Below are 16,676 nucleotides of genomic sequence, written 5' to 3'. Positions count from 1 at the left end.
TTGCTATGCCCTACTTCTTCTTGGCTTCTTTACGACGGACGACTTCGTCCGCGTAGCGCACACCTTTGCCTTTGTACGGCTCTGGTGGACGGAAGTCGCGGATCTCGGCGGCCACTTGACCTACCAGCTGCTTGTCGATGCCCTTGATCAGGATATCGGTCTGGCTAGGAGTCTCAGCGGTGATGCCTTCCGGCAGTTCATAATCCACTGGGTGCGAGAAGCCAAGAGCCAGGTTCAGCACTGTGCCTTTTGCTTGCGCTTTGTAACCAACACCGACCAGCTGGAGCTTGCGCTCGAAGCCTTGGCTTACGCCTTGGACCATGTTGTTTACCAACGCACGAGTGGTACCAGCCATTGCGCGAGTCTGTTGATCGCCATTGCGAGCAGCGAAACGCAGCTCACCAGCTTCTTCAACAATCTCAACGGACGAATGGATGTTCAGTTGCAGAGTGCCCTTGGCACCCTTCACCGAAAGCTGTTGGCCTGCGAATTTGACTTCGACACCGGCTGGCAGCTTAACGGGGTTCTTAGCGACGCGTGACATGCTTATCCCCCCTTAGAACACAGTGCAAAGAACTTCGCCGCCGACACCGGCAGCGCGCGCAGCACGATCCGTCATCACACCTTTGTTGGTGGAGACGATAGACACACCGAGACCGCCACGAACTTTTGGCAGATCATCGACGGACTTGTACTGACGCAGGCCTGGACGGCTAACGCGCTTCACTTCCTCGATGACCGGACGGCCTTCGAAGTACTTCAGCTCGATGGACAGCAGAGGCTTGATTTCGCTGCTGATCTGATAACCCGCAATGTAACCTTCGTCCTTCAGGACTTTGGCAACAGCTACCTTCAACGTAGAAGATGGCATGCTTACGACGGACTTTTCAGCCATCTGGGCATTACGGATACGAGTTAGCATGTCCGCTAACGGGTCCTGCATACTCATGGGCTAGACGCTCCTAATACACAAAAAATTAGCCTTTCGGCTAGTACGTGTCGCCGAGCGCATCCGCGCAATAAAAACACGGGCTCAGGCGAGCCGGGTATTCTAGACACACCCCACAAATGAATCAAGCCCCAAAAGGGGCTTGATTCAAGTTCAAGGCCACCGGCGGTCAGGATCTTGCGATCCCGAACGCCGCGACTTTGACAGTGCTTACCAGCTGGCTTTAACCAGACCTGGAACGTCACCACGCATTGCAGCTTGACGCAGCATGTTACGGCCGAGGCCGAACTTGCGGTACACGCCGTGCGGACGACCAGTCAGGCGGCAGCGGTTACGCATGCGCGAGGCGCTTGCATCACGTGGCTGCTTCTGCAGGGCTACGGTAGCTTCCCAACGCGCTTCTGGACTTGCGTTCAGATCAACGATGATAGCTTTCAGCGCTGCACGCTTGGTGGCGTACTTGGCAACGGTGAGCTGACGCTTCAGCTCACGGTTCTTCATGCTCTTCTTGGCCATTTTCCTACTCCAATCAGTTGCGGAACGGGAATTTGAAAGCGCGCAGCAGTGCGCGACCTTCGTCATCCGTCCGAGCAGTGGTGGTCAGGGTAATGTCCAGACCGCGGAGAGCATCGATCTTGTCGTAATCGATTTCCGGGAAAATGATCTGCTCTTTAACGCCCATGCTGTAGTTGCCACGACCATCGAAGGACTTGGCATTCAGGCCGCGGAAGTCGCGAACCCGAGGCAGGGAGATCGACAGCAGACGATCCAGGAACTCGTACATACGCTCACGGCGCAGGGTCACTTTGACGCCGATCGGCCAACCTTCACGGACTTTAAAGCCAGCGATGGATTTCCGAGCGTAAGTCACAACGACTTTCTGACCGGTGATCTTTTCCAGGTCGGCAACAGCGTGCTCGATGACTTTTTTGTCGCCGATCGCTTCGCCCAGACCCATGTTCAGGGTGATTTTGGTAACGCGCGGAACTTCCATCACGTTCGAAAGCTTAAGTTCTTCCTTAAGTTTCGGTGCGATTTCCTTCCGGTAAATCTCTTTTAGTCGTGCCATGGTCTTCTACCTAGCAGTGTTCAAGCATCAACCGCTTTTTGGGTCGACTTGAAGACACGAATTTTCTTACCGTCTTCTACTTTGAAACCAACGCGGTCAGCCTTGTTGGTTTCGCCGTTGAAGATGGCGACGTTGGAAGCGTGCAGTGGCGCTTCTTTCTCGACGATACCGCCTTGTACGCCCGACATCGGGTTTGGCTTGGTATGGCGCTTGACCAGGTTCAGACCACCAACAACCAGACGGTCATCAGCGAGAACCTTAAGCACCTTACCGCGCTTACCTTTGTCTTTGCCGGCGATCACGATGATCTCGTCGTCACGACGAATCTTTTGCATGTCGGATCTCCTTACAGCACTTCTGGGGCGAGCGAGACGATCTTCATGAACTTCTCAGTACGAAGTTCACGGGTCACTGGCCCAAAGATACGGGTGCCGATCGGCTCTTGCTTGTTGTTCAACAGAACAGCAGCGTTGCCATCAAAGCGGATAATGGAGCCATCTGCACGGCGAACGCCGTGACGAGTGCGGACTACAACAGCAGTCATCACTTGGCCTTTTTTCACTTTACCGCGAGGAATTGCTTCCTTGACGGTAACCTTGATGATGTCACCGATACCAGCGTAACGACGATGGGAGCCACCCAGCACCTTGATGCACATAACGCGGCGAGCGCCGCTGTTATCGGCCACATCGAGCATGGATTGAGTCTGAATCATATAATTTCTCCGACCCCTAGTCCTTAGACTTCCACAGCGCGTTCGAGAACATCAACCAGCGCCCAAGACTTGGTCTTGGCCAAAGGACGAGTTTCACGAATAGTGACTTTGTCGCCGATGTGGCACTGATTGGTTTCGTCGTGCGCGTGCAGCTTAGTCGAACGCTTAACGTATTTACCGTAGATCGGGTGCTTAACGCGACGCTCGATCAGAACGGTGATGGTTTTGTCCATCTTGTCGCTGACAACACGGCCAGTCAGCGTACGGACAGTTTTTTCGGCTTCAGCCATGATTACTTACCTGCCTGCTGGTTGAGCACAGTTTTCACGCGAGCGATGTCACGCTTAACTTGCGAGAGCAGATGAGACTGCCCCAACTGGCCAGTTGCTTTCTGCATACGCAGATTGAACTGGTCGCGCAGCAGGCCGAGCAGTTGCTCGTTCAGCTGCTGTGCTGATTTTTCACGAAGTTCATTCGCTTTCATCACATCACCGTCCGTTTAACAAAGGAGGTGGCGAGCGGCAGCTTTGCAGCAGCCAGGGCGAAAGCCTCACGCGCCAGCTCTTCAGAAACACCCTCGATTTCATACAGGACTTTACCTGGCTGAATCTGGGCAACCCAGTACTCCACGTTACCCTTACCTTTACCCATCCGAACTTCGAGTGGCTTCTTGGTGACAGGCTTGTCCGGGAATACACGGATCCAGATCTTGCCGCCACGTTTTACGTGACGGGTCAGAGCACGACGCGCTGACTCGATCTGACGAGCGGTGAGACGACCACGAGCAACAGACTTCAGCGCGAACTCGCCGAAGCTGACTTTGCTACCGCGCAATGCCAGGCCACGGTTGTGGCCGGTCATCTGCTTGCGGAACTTCGTACGCTTTGGTTGCAACATTTGGCGTACCCCTTACTTAGCAGCTTTTTTACGAGGCGCTGGTGCTTGTGGTTTCAGTTCTTCTTGGCGACCACCAATTACTTCGCCTTTGAAGATCCAAACCTTTACACCGATCACACCGTAAGTGGTGTGAGCTTCGTAGTTGGCATAGTCGATGTCGGCACGCAGGGTGTGCAGTGGCACACGACCTTCGCGATACCATTCAGTACGTGCGATTTCAGCACCGCCGAGACGACCGCTCACTTGGATTTTGATGCCTTTGGCACCAATGCGCATTGCGTTCTGTACAGCGCGCTTCATAGCGCGACGGAACATTACGCGACGCTCCAGCTGCTGAGCTACGCTCTGCGCAACCAGCATACCGTCGAGCTCCGGCTTGCGGATCTCTTCGATATTGATGTGCACAGGCACACCCATTTGCTTGGTCAGGTCCTGACGCAGTTTCTCAACATCTTCACCTTTCTTCCCGATAACGATACCTGGACGAGCGGTGTGGATGGTGATACGTGCAGTCTGCGCCGGACGATGGATATCGATACGGCTTACGGACGCGCTTTTTAGTTTGTCTTGGAGATACTCACGCACCTTCAGATCAGCGAACAAGTAGTCCGCATAAGTCCGACCGTCTGCGTACCAGACGGAGGTGTGCTCCTTGACGATTCCCAGGCGAATGCCAATGGGATGTACTTTCTGACCCATCTCTTCGACTCCGTTACTTGTCAGCAACCTTGACAGTGATATGGCAAGACCGCTTGACGATGCGATCAGCACGGCCTTTGGCACGTGGCATGATGCGCTTCAGCGAACGCCCTTCGTTGACGAAAACGGTGCTGACCTTCAGGTCATCAACGTCTGCGCCTTCGTTATGCTCGGCGTTGGCTACGGCCGACTCCAGCACTTTCTTCATGATCTCGGCGGCTTTCTTACTGCTGAAAGCCAACAGGTTGAGCGCTTCGCCCACCTTCTTCCCGCGGATCTGGTCGGCGACCAAGCGGGCTTTCTGGGCGGAGATTCGAGCGCCCGACAACTTAGCGGCTACTTCCATTTCCTAACCCCTTAACGCTTGGCTTTCTTGTCTGCCACGTGCCCGCGATAAGTGCGGGTACCGGCGAACTCGCCCAGTTTGTGGCCGACCATGTCTTCGTTAACGAGAACTGGGACGTGTTGACGACCGTTGTGTACTGCGATGGTCAAACCGACCATTTGTGGCAGGATCATCGAACGACGCGACCAGGTCTTAACTGGTTTGCGATCGTTCTTTTCCGCCGCCACTTCGATCTTCTTCAGTAGGTGAAGATCAATAAAAGGACCTTTTTTCAGAGAACGTGGCACTGTCGTATCCCTCTATTTACTTGCGACGACGGACGATCATTTTGTCGGTACGCTTATTACCACGAGTCTTCGCGCCCTTAGTCGGGAAGCCCCATGGCGATACCGGATGACGACCACCAGAGGTACGACCTTCACCACCACCATGTGGGTGGTCAACCGGGTTCATGGCAACACCACGAACGGTTGGGCGAACGCCACGCCAGCGCTTGGCACCAGCTTTACCCAACGAACGCAGGCTGTGCTCGGAGTTCGAGACTTCGCCCAGGGTCGCACGGCATTCAGCCAGTACTTTACGCATCTCACCAGAACGCAGACGCAGGGTCACGTAGACACCTTCACGAGCGATCAGCTGAGCCGAAGCACCAGCGGAACGAGCGATCTGTGCGCCTTTACCTGGCTTCAATTCGATGCCGTGTACGGTGCTACCAACTGGAATGTTACGCAGTTGCAGAGCGTTGCCCGGCTTGATCGGTGCCAGGGCACCTGCGATCAGCTGGTCGCCAGCACTCACGCCTTTAGGGGCGATGATGTAGCGACGCTCGCCATCTGCGTACAGCAGCAGAGCGATGTGAGCAGTACGGTTTGGATCGTATTCGATACGCTCGACGGTGGCAGCGATGCCATCCTTGTCGTTGCGACGGAAGTCGACCAGACGATAATGCTGCTTATGACCACCACCGATGTGACGAGTGGTAATACGGCCATTGTTGTTACGACCACCAGACTTCGATTTTTTCTCGAGCAGCGGTGCGTGAGGAGCGCCTTTATGCAGCTCCTGGTTGACCACCTTGACCACAAAACGGCGGCCAGGGGAAGTCGGTTTGCATTTAACGATTGCCATGATGCACCCCTTCCTTACTCAGCACTGCTGCTGAAATCGAGATCTTGGCCTGGCTGAAGGGAGATAACTGCCTTCTTCCAGTCATTACGCTTGCCCAGACCGCGAGCAGTGCGCTTGCTCTTACCCAGAACATTCAGGGTAGTAACGCGCTCTACTTTCACGCTGAACAGGCTTTCGACGGCCTTCTTGATTTCCAGCTTGGTTGCGTCGGTCGCAACCTTGAAAACGAACTGGCCTTTCTTGTCTGCCAGAACCGTAGCCTTCTCGGAAACGTGCGGGCCAAGCAGAACTTTAAATACGCGTTCCTGGTTCATCCCAGCAGCTCCTCGAATTTCTTCACGGCCGACACGGTGATCAACACCTTGTCGTATGCGATCAGACTGACCGGATCGGAACCCTGCACGTCACGAACGTCGACGTGTGGCAGGTTGCGAGCAGCCAGGTACAGGTTCTGATCAACAGCATCAGACACGATCAGGACGTCAGTCAGGCCCATGCCGTTCAGCTTGTTCAGCAGATCTTTGGTTTTCGGTGCTTCAACAGCGAAGTCCTGAACCACGACCAGACGATCAGTACGCACCAGCTCAGCAAGGATGGAACGCATTGCTGCGCGATACATCTTCTTGTTCAGCTTCTGGGAGTGATCCTGAGGACGAGCTGCGAAAGTGGTACCGCCGCCACGCCAGATTGGGCTACGGATAGTACCGGCACGAGCACGGCCAGTACCTTTCTGACGCCATGGGCGCTTGCCGCCACCGGAAACGTCGGAACGGGTCTTTTGCTGCTTGCTACCTTGACGGCCGCCGGCCATGTAGGCCACGACTGCTTGGTGAACCAGCGTCTCGTTGAATTCGCCGCCAAATGTCAGTTCGGAAACTTCGATCGCTTGAGCGTCATTTACATTTAATTGCATGTCAGCTTCCCCTTAACCGCGAGCCTTGGCTGCTGGACGTACAACCAAGTTGCCGCCAGTAGCGCCAGGAACAGCGCCCTTGACCAACAACAGATTGCGTTCAGCGTCCACGCGCACTACTTCGAGGGACTGCACGGTCACGCGCTCAGCGCCCATATGACCGGACATTTTTTTGCCCTTGAATACACGACCAGGAGTCTGGCACTGGCCGATAGAGCCTGGAACGCGGTGGGATACGGAGTTACCGTGGGTATTATCTTGCCCGCGGAAGTTCCAACGCTTGATCGTACCCTGGAAGCCTTTACCCTTGGACTGACCGGTTACATCAACCAGTTGACCAGCGGCGAAGATTTCAGCGTTGATCAGATCGCCGGCCTGGTACTCGCCTTCTTCAAGGCGGAATTCCATTACGGTACGACCAGCGGCAACGTTCGCCTTGGCGAAGTGGCCAGCCTGAGCTGCTGTTACACGCGAAGCACGACGCTCGCCGACAGTGACTTGCACTGCACGATAGCCATCGGTCTCTTCAGTTTTGAACTGGGTGACGCGATTCGGCTCGATCTCAATGACCGTGACCGGAATGGAGACACCTTCTTCGGTGAAAATACGGGTCATACCGCATTTACGACCGACTACACCAATAGTCATGTTGTAAACCTCATGAGTGTACGGGGCTTTCACCCGCTATGGCCGCCCATTTCAGAGCGTTACACGACTAAGACCGAGTCTTAGCCGAGGCTGATCTGCACTTCCACACCGGCCGCAAGATCAAGCTTCATAAGTGCATCAACGGTTTTATCCGTTGGCTGGACGATGTCCAGAACGCGCTTATGAGTACGGATCTCGTACTGGTCACGCGCGTCTTTGTTGACGTGCGGGGAGACCAGAACGGTGAACCGCTCTTTACGGGTAGGCAGTGGAATTGGACCACGCACTTGAGCACCAGTACGTTTCGCGGTTTCCACGATTTCCTGGGTGGATTGGTCGATCAGGCGATGGTCGAAAGCCTTCAACCTGATACGGATTTGCTGATTTTGCATTGGATTTCAGACTCCGGCTGCTATTCCCACCGAGCGCAATACGCCCGTTAAAAGGAGGCGCAATTCTATAGACGCCCCATATAGGTGTCAACCCAATAAAAAAGCCCCCGCTGGGCGGGGGCTTTTTCAACTCATCGAAGCTGACTCAAAAAGAGCTTACTCGATGATTTTGGCTACGACGCCAGCGCCGACGGTACGACCGCCTTCACGAATAGCGAAACGCAGACCGTCTTCCATTGCGATGGTCTTGATCAGGGTGACAACCATTTTGATGTTGTCGCCTGGCATTACCATTTCAACGCCTTCCGGCAGCTCGCAGTTACCGGTCACGTCAGTGGTCCGGAAGTAGAACTGTGGACGGTAGCCTTTGAAGAACGGAGTGTGACGACCGCCTTCTTCTTTGCTCAGAACGTACACTTCAGCTTCGAACTTGGTGTGCGGCTTGACCGAACCCGGCTTAACCAGAACCTGGCCACGCTCAACGTCGTCACGCTTGGTACCACGCAGCAGAACGCCGCAGTTCTCGCCAGCACGACCTTCGTCGAGCAGTTTACGGAACATTTCAACACCGGTGCAGGTGGTGACGGTGGTGTCACGCAGACCTACGATTTCCAGTGGATCCTGAACCTTGACGATACCGCGCTCGATACGACCAGTCACAACAGTACCGCGACCAGAGATCGAGAATACGTCTTCGATTGGCATCAGGAACGGCTTGTCGATAACACGAACTGGCTCTGGGATGTAGCTGTCCAGAGTTTCTACCAGACGCTTGACAGCGGTGGTACCCATTTCGTTGTCGTCTTGGCCGTTCAGAGCCATCAGAGCCGAACCGATGATGATTGGAGTGTCATCACCTGGGAAGTCGTAAGTGCTCAGCAGATCGCGCACTTCCATCTCAACCAGTTCCAGCAGCTCAGCGTCGTCAACCATGTCAGCCTTGTTCAGGAAGACAACGATGTACGGAACGCCTACCTGACGGGACAGCAGGATGTGCTCACGGGTTTGCGGCATCGGACCATCAGCGGCCGAGCAAACCAGGATCGCGCCGTCCATCTGGGCAGCACCGGTGATCATGTTCTTCACATAGTCAGCGTGACCTGGGCAGTCAACGTGAGCGTAGTGACGAATCGAAGAGTTGTACTCAACGTGCGCGGTGTTGATGGTGATACCACGAGCCTTTTCTTCCGGAGCGCTGTCGATCTTGTCGAAAGCAACAACGGCCGAACCGAAAACTTCGGAGCAGACGCGAGTCAGAGCAGCAGTCAGAGTGGTTTTACCGTGGTCAACGTGACCAATGGTGCCAACGTTGACGTGCGGTAGGGAACGATCAAATTTTTCTTTAGCCACGACAATTAACTCCTTGCCTAAAGGGCTGAATCAGCCTTGCTTTTTGGTAACAGTCTCGACGATATGCGACGGAGCTGTATTGTATTTTTTGAATTCCATAGAGTAGCTTGCGCGACCCTGAGACATGGAACGAACGTCGGTCGCGTAACCGAACATTTCACCCAACGGAACCTCGGCACGAATAACCTTGCCGGAAACCGTATCTTCCATACCCAGAATCATGCCACGACGACGGTTAAGGTCGCCCATGACATCACCCATGTAGTCTTCAGGCGTAACGACTTCTACTGCCATGATCGGCTCGAGCAACTCACCACCGCCCTTCTGGGCCAGTTGCTTGGTTGCCATGGAAGCAGCCACCTTGAACGCCATCTCGTTGGAGTCGACGTCGTGGTAAGAACCATCAAACACAGTCGCCTTCAGGCCGATCAGCGGATAGCCGGCAACAACGCCGTTCTTCATCTGCTCTTCGATACCCTTCTGGATCGCCGGGATGTATTCCTTAGGAACCACACCACCTACGACTTCGTTCACGAATTGCAGACCTTCCTGACCTTCGTCAGCCGGTGCAAAACGGATCCAGCAGTGACCGAACTGGCCACGACCGCCGGATTGGCGAACGAACTTGCCTTCGATTTCACAGTTCTTCGTGATGCGCTCACGATAGGAAACCTGAGGCTTACCGATGTTGGCTTCGACGTTGAACTCACGGCGCATCCGGTCAACCAGGATGTCCAGGTGCAACTCGCCCATGCCGGAGATGATCGTCTGACCAGTCTCTTCATCAGTCTTGACGCGGAAAGACGGGTCTTCCTGAGCAAGCTTGCCCAGAGCGATACCCATTTTTTCCTGGTCGTCCTTGGTCTTAGGCTCAACGGCAACCGAAATAACCGGCTCCGGGAAGTCCATGCGAACCAGGATGATTGGCTTGTCGCCATTGCACAAAGTTTCACCAGTGGTGACGTCCTTCATGCCGATCAAGGCCGCGATGTCACCAGCGCGCACTTCCTTGATCTCTTCGCGGGCGTTTGCGTGCATTTGCACCATACGGCCTACGCGCTCTTTCTTGCCTTTTACAGAGTTGATCACGCCGTCGCCGGAGTTCAACACGCCCGAGTAAACACGGACAAAGGTCAAGGTACCCACGAATGGGTCGGTAGCGATCTTGAACGCCAGAGCCGAGAACGGCTCGTTGTCGTCTGCATGACGCTCCAGTTCGACACTCTCGTCATCCGGGTCAGTACCCTTGATGGCAGGAATGTCGGTCGGCGCAGGCAGGAAGTCGATAACGGCGTCGAGAACCAGGGGAACACCCTTGTTCTTGAAGGAAGAACCGCAAACAGCCAGGACGATTTCGCCAGCGATAGTACGCTGACGCAGAGCGGCCTTGATTTCCTCGTTGGTGAGTTCTTCACCCTCGAGGTACTTGTTCATCAGCTCTTCGTTGGCTTCGGCCGCAGCCTCAACCATGTTGCCGCGCCACTTCTCGGCTTCTTCCAGCAATTCAGCAGGAATATCCTTGCGAACAGGGACCATGCCCTTGTCAGCATCGTTCCAGTAGACAGCTTGCATGTTGATCAGATCGATCTGACCCTGGAAGTTGTCTTCGGAACCGATAGCCAGCTGGATTGGCACTGGAGTGTGGCCCAGACGCTGCTTGATCTGACCGATCACGCGCAGGAAGTTGGCACCAGCACGGTCCATCTTGTTCACATAAACAAGACGCGGAACGCCGTATTTGTTGGCTTGACGCCATACGGTTTCCGACTGAGGCTCAACGCCCGAGGTACCGCAGAATACAACCACAGCGCCGTCGAGTACGCGCAGGGAACGTTCTACTTCAATGGTGAAGTCAACGTGGCCCGGGGTATCGATGACGTTGAAGCGGTGCTCGTCCTTGTACTGCTTCTCGGAACCCTTCCAGAAAGCGGTAATGGCAGCAGAAGTAATGGTAATACCACGCTCCTGCTCCTGCACCATCCAGTCGGTGGTCGCGGCGCCATCATGCACCTCGCCCATCTTGTGACTTTTGCCGGTGTAAAAAAGGACGCGCTCGGTGGTGGTGGTTTTACCAGCATCCACGTGAGCAACGATACCGATGTTACGGTAGCGGTTAATCGGTGTAGTACGAGCCATAAAGCCCTCGCAAATTGAGTGACGCTAAAATTAGAAGCGGTAGTGCGAGAAAGCCTTGTTGGCTTCAGCCATACGGTGCACGTCTTCACGCTTCTTAACTGCAGCACCTTTACCTTCAGCAGCGTCCAACAGTTCGCCAGCCAAACGCAGGGCCATGGACTTCTCGCCGCGCTTGCGGGCGAAGTCTACCAACCAGCGCATTGCCAGGGCGTTACGACGGGACGGACGAACTTCGACCGGAACCTGGTAAGTAGCACCGCCTACACGGCGCGACTTCACTTCGACCAGCGGAGCGATGGCGTCGAGAGCTTTCTCGAAGATTTCCAGGGGATCGCTGTTCTTGCGTTCCTTAACTTTGTCCAGTGCGCCATAAACGATACGCTCGGCAACGGCTTTCTTGCCGCTTTCCATTACGTGGTTCATGAACTTGGCGAGAATCTGGCTTCCGTATTTCGGATCGTCCAGAATCTCACGTTTGGCTGCTACGCGACGTCTTGGCATTGATAAGCCCTCAAACGGTCTTCAGGTTAGCCCGGGACAGCAGATGCGTGCCCGACCTTACTCTTATCGACTCAATAAAATTAAAAACTGCAAAACGGCCGATTATTTCGGACGCTTGGTACCGTACTTCGAACGACCCTGGTTACGACCTTTAACGCCGGAAGTATCCAAAGAGCCGCGAACGGTGTGGTAACGAACACCTGGCAAGTCTTTTACACGACCGCCGCGGATCAGTACCACGCTGTGTTCTTGCAGGTTGTGGCCTTCACCGCCGATGTACGAGGAAACCTCGAAACCGTTGGTCAGACGCACACGGCATACTTTACGCAGTGCCGAGTTAGGTTTTTTCGGCGTGGTGGTATACACACGGGTGCATACGCCACGACGTTGCGGGCAGTTCTGCAGCGCAGGCACGTCGGATTTCTCGACGATACGCTTACGCGGCTGACGTACCAGCTGGTTGATAGTTGCCATCTACTAGCTCCACTGTTGTCTTGCGACGCTATTGTCTTACAAGAAAAGCAAAATGGCAGGAACGAATTCCCGCCAAATTTAGGGGATCAAGAGTCTAAAGAGGATCTTGTCCCCAGTCAAGGCAAGGCCCCGACCTCCCCGCCCGCCGGATCTCGACAATTTGTCTCGATCCGCCGAACGGGGTGACCAGGGCCAGGCACTCAATTACCGCAGAACTCAGTTACCACTCGAGTTCAGTGCTTCGGTCAGTGCAGCTTCCACTTCACTGGCGCTTACGCGCAGCGGCTTGTCAGCATCACGGCGACGCTTGCGTTCGCTGTGATAGGCCAAACCGGTACCGGCCGGGATCAGACGACCCACGACCACGTTTTCTTTCAGGCCGCGCAGGTAATCGCGCTTGCCGGTTACCGCCGCTTCGGTCAGTACGCGGGTGGTTTCCTGGAAGGAAGCCGCCGAGATGAACGATTCGGTGGACAACGACGCCTTGGTGATACCCAGCAGCACGCGAGTGAACTTGGAGACGAACTTGTCTTCGGTCGCCAGGCGCTCGTTTTCCACCAGTACGTGAGTCAGTTCCATCTGGTCGCCCTTGATGAAACTCGAGTCGCCGGATTCAGCGATCTCGACCTTACGCAGCATCTGACGCAGGATGGTCTCGATGTGCTTGTCGTTGATCTTCACGCCTTGCAGACGGTAAACGTCCTGGATCTCGTTCACGATGTACTTGGCCAGCGCACTCACACCCAGCAGACGCAGGATGTCGTGTGGATCGCTAGGACCGTCCGAGATAACTTCGCCGCGGTTTACCTGTTCGCCTTCGAAAACGTTCAGGTGACGCCACTTTGGAATCAGCTCTTCGTACGGATCGCTACCGTCGTTCGGTGTAATGACCAGGCGACGCTTGCCCTTGGTCTCTTTACCGAACGCGATGGTGCCGCTGACTTCAGCCAGAATCGAGGCTTCTTTCGGACGACGGGCTTCGAACAAGTCGGCAACACGCGGCAGACCACCGGTGATGTCGCGAGTTTTCGAAGTTTCCTGCGGGATACGGGCGATAACATCACCGATCGCGATCCGCGCACCGTCCGCAACACCGACCAGGGCGTTGGCTGGCAGGAAGTACTGAGCGATTACGTCAGTGCCTGGCAGCAACAGATCCTTGCCGTTGTCGTCGACCATCTTCACAGCAGGACGGATGTCCTTGCCGGCAGCTGGACGATCTTTCGCATCGAGTACTTCAATGTTGGTCATACCGGTCAATTCGTCGGTCTGACGCTTGATCGTGATGCCTTCTTCCATGCCCACGTAGGTCACGGTACCTTTCATTTCGGTAACGATCGGGTGAGTGTGCGGGTCCCACTTGGCCACGATGGCACCAGCGTCGACCTTGTCACCTTCTTTAACCGAAATCACAGCACCGTACGGCAGCTTGTAGCGCTCGCGCTCGCGACCGAAGTCGTCAGCGATGGCCAGTTCACCGGAACGGGACACAGCAACCAGGTGACCATCCACTCGCTCAACGTGCTTCAGGTTGTGCAGACGGACGGTACCGCCATTCTTCACCTGGACGCTGTCGGCTGCGGAGGTCCGGCTTGCCGCACCACCAATGTGGAACGTACGCATCGTCAGCTGGGTACCCGGCTCACCGATGGACTGGGCAGCGATAACGCCGACCGCTTCACCGATGTTCACCTGGTGACCACGTGCCAGGTCGCGACCGTAGCACTTGGCGCAGATGCCGTAGCGAGTTTCGCAGCTGATCGGCGAACGTACGATCACTTCGTCGATGCTGTTGAGCTCGATGAACTCAACCCACTTCTCGTCAACCAGGGTGCCCGCAGGAACGATTACGTCCTCGGTACCCGGCTTGAATACGTCACGGGCGATGACACGACCCAATACGCGCTCACCCAACGGCTCTACAACGTCACCGCCTTCAATGTGCGGAGTCATTACCAGGCCATGTTCGGTGCCGCAATCGATCTCGGTCACGACCAGATCCTGGGCAACGTCCACCAGACGACGAGTCAGGTAACCGGAGTTCGCGGTTTTCAACGCGGTATCCGCAAGACCCTTACGAGCACCGTGAGTGGAGATGAAGTACTGGAGTACGCTCAGGCCTTCACGGAAGTTCGCGGTAATCGGGGTCTCGATGATGGAGCCGTCCGGCTTGGCCATCAGGCCACGCATACCGGCGAGCTGACGGATCTGCGCAGCAGAACCCCGTGCGCCCGAGTCGGCCATCATGTACATCGAGTTGAAGGATTCCTGGTCGACTTCGTTGCCATGGCGGTCGATGACTTTCTCTTTCGAGAGGTTGGCCATCATCGCCTTGGATACTTCGTCGTTCGCCTTGGACCAGAGGTCGATCACCTTGTTGTACTTCTCGCCCTGGGTTACCAGGCCGGAGGCGTACTGACTTTCGATCTCTTTCACTTCTTCGGTAGCAGCACCGATGATGCGGGCTTTTTCATCCGGGATAACGAAGTCGTTAACACCGATGGAAACGCCGGAAATGGTCGAATAGGCAAAACCGGTGTACATCAACTGGTCAGCGAAGATCACGGTCTCTTTCAGACCAACCACGCGGTAGCACTGGTTGATCAGCTTGGAGATCGCCTTTTTCTTCATCGGCTGGTTGACGACGTCGTACGACAGGCCCGGTGGAACGACCTGGAACAACAGCGCACGGCCAACAGTGGTGTCGACGATACGGGTGTTCTTGACGCTGCCACCATCACGATCGTTCACGGTTTCGTTGATCCGCACCTTGACCTTGGCGTGCAGTGCGGCTTCGCCAGCACGGAACACACGGTCAACTTCCTGCAGATCCGCGAATACACGACCTTCGCCCTTGGCGTTGATCGCTTCACGCGTCATGTAGTACAGACCCAATACAACGTCCTGCGACGGAACGATGATCGGCTCACCGTTGGCTGGCGACAGGATGTTGTTGGTCGACATCATCAACGCACGCGCTTCCAACTGGGCTTCCAGTGTCAGCGGTACGTGCACGGCCATTTGGTCGCCGTCGAAGTCGGCGTTGTACGCAGCACAGACCAACGGGTGCAGCTGGATAGCCTTACCTTCGATCAGTACCGGTTCAAACGCCTGGATACCCAGACGGTGAAGGGTCGGTGCACGGTTGAGCAGAACCGGGTGTTCGCGAATCACTTCGGCGAGAACGTCCCAGACCTCTGGCAGCTCGCGCTCGACCATCTTCTTGGCGGCTTTGATGGTAGTCGCGAGACCACGCATTTCCAGCTTGCCGAAAATGAACGGCTTGAACAGCTCCAGAGCCATTTTCTTAGGCAGACCGCACTGGTGCAGACGCAGGGTCGGGCCTACGGTAATTACCGAACGACCGGAGTAGTCAACACGCTTACCGAGCAAGTTCTGACGGAAACGACCCTGCTTACCCTTGATCATGTCAGCCAGGGATTTCAGAGGACGCTTGTTGGAACCGGTGATAGCGCGGCCACGACGACCGTTGTCGAGCAGTGCGTCGACCGCTTCCTGCAACATACGCTTTTCGTTGCGCACGATGATGTCCGGAGCGGACAGATCGAGCAGGCGCTTCAAGCGGTTGTTACGGTTGATCACTCGACGATACAGATCGTTGAGGTCGGAAGTCGCGAAACGACCGCCATCGAGCGGAACCAGTGGACGCAGGTCTGGCGGCAGAACCGGCAGAACGGTCAGCACCATCCACTCTGGCAGGTTGCCGGAGCCCTGGAAGGCCTCCATCAACTTCAGACGCTTGGATAGTTTCTTGATCTTGGTTTCGGAGTTGGTTTGCGGAATTTCTTCGCGCAGACGGCCAATCTCGTGCTCCAGGTCGATCGCGTGCAGCAGTTCGCGGACAGCTTCGGCACCCATGCGGGCATCGAAATCGTCGCCGAACTCTTCCAGCGCTTCGAAGTACTGCTCGTCGTTGAGCAGCTGACCTTTTTCAAGGGTGGTCATGCCTGGATCGATAACGACATAGCTCTCGAAGTAGAGAACGCGTTCGATATCACGCAGGGTCATGTCCATCAGCAGGCCGATACGGGACGGCAGCGATTTCAGGAACCAGATGTGGGCAACTGGCGAGGCCAGTTCGATGTGCGCCATGCGCTCACGACGAACTTTTGCCAGCGCGACTTCAACGCCGCACTTCTCGCAGATCACACCACGGTGCTTCAAGCGCTTGTACTTACCGCACAGGCACTCGTAATCCTTGACCGGGCCAAAGATCTTGGCGCAGAACAGGCCGTCACGCTCAGGTTTGAACGTACGGTAGTTGATGGTTTCCGGTTTTTTAACTTCACCGAACGACCACGAACGGATCATCTCAGGCGAGGCCAATCCAATACGGATGGCGTCGAACTCTTCGACTTGACCCTGGTTTTTCAGCAAATTCAGTAGGTCTTTCAAGGCCTTTCCTCCTGGCGGAGCAGAGAGCGGGCAAAACAGCCCC

The 16,676-nt window shown here is 55.5% G+C and carries 22 protein-coding genes; all 22 read right to left on the bottom strand.

What is annotated here, in order from left to right; translation table 11 throughout:
* Positions 1-10 precede the first annotated feature (10 nt).
* The gene (gene rplF / locus Q7F16_RS26220; RefSeq protein WP_003186039.1) at positions 11-544 is read right to left on the bottom strand and encodes a 50S ribosomal protein L6; all 534 of its coding nucleotides are present in this window, start codon (positions 542-544) and stop codon (positions 11-13) included.
* 12 nt (positions 545-556) lie between these two features.
* Positions 557-949 carry a 30S ribosomal protein S8 gene (gene rpsH / locus Q7F16_RS26215; RefSeq protein WP_003186040.1) on the bottom strand — a complete coding sequence of 131 codons (393 nt, stop codon included), beginning with the start codon at positions 947-949 and terminating at the stop codon, positions 557-559.
* A gap of 210 nt (positions 950-1,159) precedes the next feature.
* Positions 1,160-1,465, bottom strand: coding sequence for a 30S ribosomal protein S14 (rpsN, locus tag Q7F16_RS26210; RefSeq protein WP_003186042.1), 306 nt, complete (start codon positions 1,463-1,465; stop codon positions 1,160-1,162).
* A 13-nt stretch (positions 1,466-1,478) separates the two neighbouring features.
* Complete coding sequence (gene rplE, locus Q7F16_RS26205) at positions 1,479-2,018, bottom strand: 50S ribosomal protein L5 (RefSeq protein WP_003186044.1); 540 nt, start codon at positions 2,016-2,018, stop codon at positions 1,479-1,481.
* Between the two features lie 20 nt (positions 2,019-2,038).
* Positions 2,039-2,353, bottom strand: a complete 315-nt coding sequence (gene rplX / locus Q7F16_RS26200; protein ID WP_007896770.1) for a 50S ribosomal protein L24 — start codon at positions 2,351-2,353, stop codon at positions 2,039-2,041.
* A gap of 11 nt (positions 2,354-2,364) precedes the next feature.
* The gene (rplN, locus tag Q7F16_RS26195) at positions 2,365-2,733 is read right to left on the bottom strand and encodes a 50S ribosomal protein L14 (RefSeq protein WP_002555479.1); all 369 of its coding nucleotides are present in this window, start codon (positions 2,731-2,733) and stop codon (positions 2,365-2,367) included.
* 23 nt (positions 2,734-2,756) lie between these two features.
* Positions 2,757-3,023 carry a 30S ribosomal protein S17 gene (gene rpsQ / locus Q7F16_RS26190; RefSeq protein ID WP_003176419.1) on the bottom strand — a complete coding sequence of 89 codons (267 nt, stop codon included), beginning with the start codon at positions 3,021-3,023 and terminating at the stop codon, positions 2,757-2,759.
* 2 nt (positions 3,024-3,025) lie between these two features.
* On the bottom strand, positions 3,026-3,217 hold the full coding sequence (gene rpmC, locus Q7F16_RS26185) for a 50S ribosomal protein L29 (protein WP_002555481.1): 192 nt from the start codon (positions 3,215-3,217) through the stop codon (positions 3,026-3,028).
* The gene (gene rplP / locus Q7F16_RS26180; protein ID WP_003186052.1) at positions 3,217-3,630 is read right to left on the bottom strand and encodes a 50S ribosomal protein L16; all 414 of its coding nucleotides are present in this window, start codon (positions 3,628-3,630) and stop codon (positions 3,217-3,219) included. Before rplP ends, rpmC begins: the two co-directional genes overlap by 1 nt.
* A 12-nt stretch (positions 3,631-3,642) precedes the next feature.
* The gene (gene rpsC, locus Q7F16_RS26175; RefSeq protein ID WP_003176422.1) at positions 3,643-4,329 is read right to left on the bottom strand and encodes a 30S ribosomal protein S3; all 687 of its coding nucleotides are present in this window, start codon (positions 4,327-4,329) and stop codon (positions 3,643-3,645) included.
* Positions 4,330-4,342: 13 nt separating this feature from the next.
* Positions 4,343-4,675, bottom strand: a complete 333-nt coding sequence (rplV, locus tag Q7F16_RS26170; protein ID WP_003103908.1) for a 50S ribosomal protein L22 — start codon at positions 4,673-4,675, stop codon at positions 4,343-4,345.
* An 11-nt stretch (positions 4,676-4,686) separates the two neighbouring features.
* Positions 4,687-4,962 (bottom strand): 30S ribosomal protein S19, encoded by a 276-nt coding sequence (gene rpsS / locus Q7F16_RS26165; RefSeq protein WP_002555486.1) that lies wholly within the window; start codon positions 4,960-4,962, stop codon positions 4,687-4,689.
* A gap of 16 nt (positions 4,963-4,978) precedes the next feature.
* A complete protein-coding gene (rplB, locus tag Q7F16_RS26160; RefSeq protein ID WP_003186055.1) occupies positions 4,979-5,803 on the bottom strand; it encodes a 50S ribosomal protein L2 in 825 nt (274 codons plus the stop codon).
* A gap of 14 nt (positions 5,804-5,817) precedes the next feature.
* Positions 5,818-6,117 (bottom strand): 50S ribosomal protein L23, encoded by a 300-nt coding sequence (rplW, locus tag Q7F16_RS26155; protein WP_002555488.1) that lies wholly within the window; start codon positions 6,115-6,117, stop codon positions 5,818-5,820.
* Positions 6,114-6,716 carry a 50S ribosomal protein L4 gene (rplD, locus tag Q7F16_RS26150; RefSeq protein WP_003186057.1) on the bottom strand — a complete coding sequence of 201 codons (603 nt, stop codon included), beginning with the start codon at positions 6,714-6,716 and terminating at the stop codon, positions 6,114-6,116. The genes rplW and rplD overlap by 4 nt, the downstream gene beginning before the upstream one ends.
* Positions 6,717-6,728: 12 nt before the next feature.
* A complete protein-coding gene (gene rplC, locus Q7F16_RS26145; protein WP_003186059.1) occupies positions 6,729-7,364 on the bottom strand; it encodes a 50S ribosomal protein L3 in 636 nt (211 codons plus the stop codon).
* A gap of 80 nt (positions 7,365-7,444) precedes the next feature.
* Positions 7,445-7,756 carry a 30S ribosomal protein S10 gene (rpsJ, locus tag Q7F16_RS26140; protein ID WP_003186070.1) on the bottom strand — a complete coding sequence of 104 codons (312 nt, stop codon included), beginning with the start codon at positions 7,754-7,756 and terminating at the stop codon, positions 7,445-7,447.
* Positions 7,757-7,912: 156 nt separating this feature from the next.
* On the bottom strand, positions 7,913-9,106 hold the full coding sequence (gene tuf, locus Q7F16_RS26135) for an elongation factor Tu (RefSeq protein ID WP_003186071.1): 1,194 nt from the start codon (positions 9,104-9,106) through the stop codon (positions 7,913-7,915).
* Positions 9,107-9,136: 30 nt separating this feature from the next.
* Positions 9,137-11,242 carry an elongation factor G gene (fusA, locus tag Q7F16_RS26130; protein ID WP_014340475.1) on the bottom strand — a complete coding sequence of 702 codons (2,106 nt, stop codon included), beginning with the start codon at positions 11,240-11,242 and terminating at the stop codon, positions 9,137-9,139.
* Between the two features lie 30 nt (positions 11,243-11,272).
* Positions 11,273-11,743, bottom strand: a complete 471-nt coding sequence (gene rpsG, locus Q7F16_RS26125) for a 30S ribosomal protein S7 (RefSeq protein WP_003186074.1) — start codon at positions 11,741-11,743, stop codon at positions 11,273-11,275.
* Positions 11,744-11,845: 102 nt separating this feature from the next.
* The gene (gene rpsL / locus Q7F16_RS26120; protein WP_003186084.1) at positions 11,846-12,217 is read right to left on the bottom strand and encodes a 30S ribosomal protein S12; all 372 of its coding nucleotides are present in this window, start codon (positions 12,215-12,217) and stop codon (positions 11,846-11,848) included.
* A 216-nt stretch (positions 12,218-12,433) separates the two neighbouring features.
* Positions 12,434-16,633, bottom strand: coding sequence for a DNA-directed RNA polymerase subunit beta' (gene rpoC / locus Q7F16_RS26115; RefSeq protein ID WP_003206095.1), 4,200 nt, complete (start codon positions 16,631-16,633; stop codon positions 12,434-12,436).
* Positions 16,634-16,676: the final 43 nt, after the last annotated feature.

The organism is Pseudomonas sp. Lb2C2 (assembly GCF_052112205.1).
Lineage (GTDB): Bacteria > Pseudomonadota > Gammaproteobacteria > Pseudomonadales > Pseudomonadaceae > Aquipseudomonas > Aquipseudomonas kilonensis.
The sequence above is the reverse complement of the archived record's forward strand: the minus strand, read 5'-3'. Positions and strand labels throughout refer to the sequence as shown.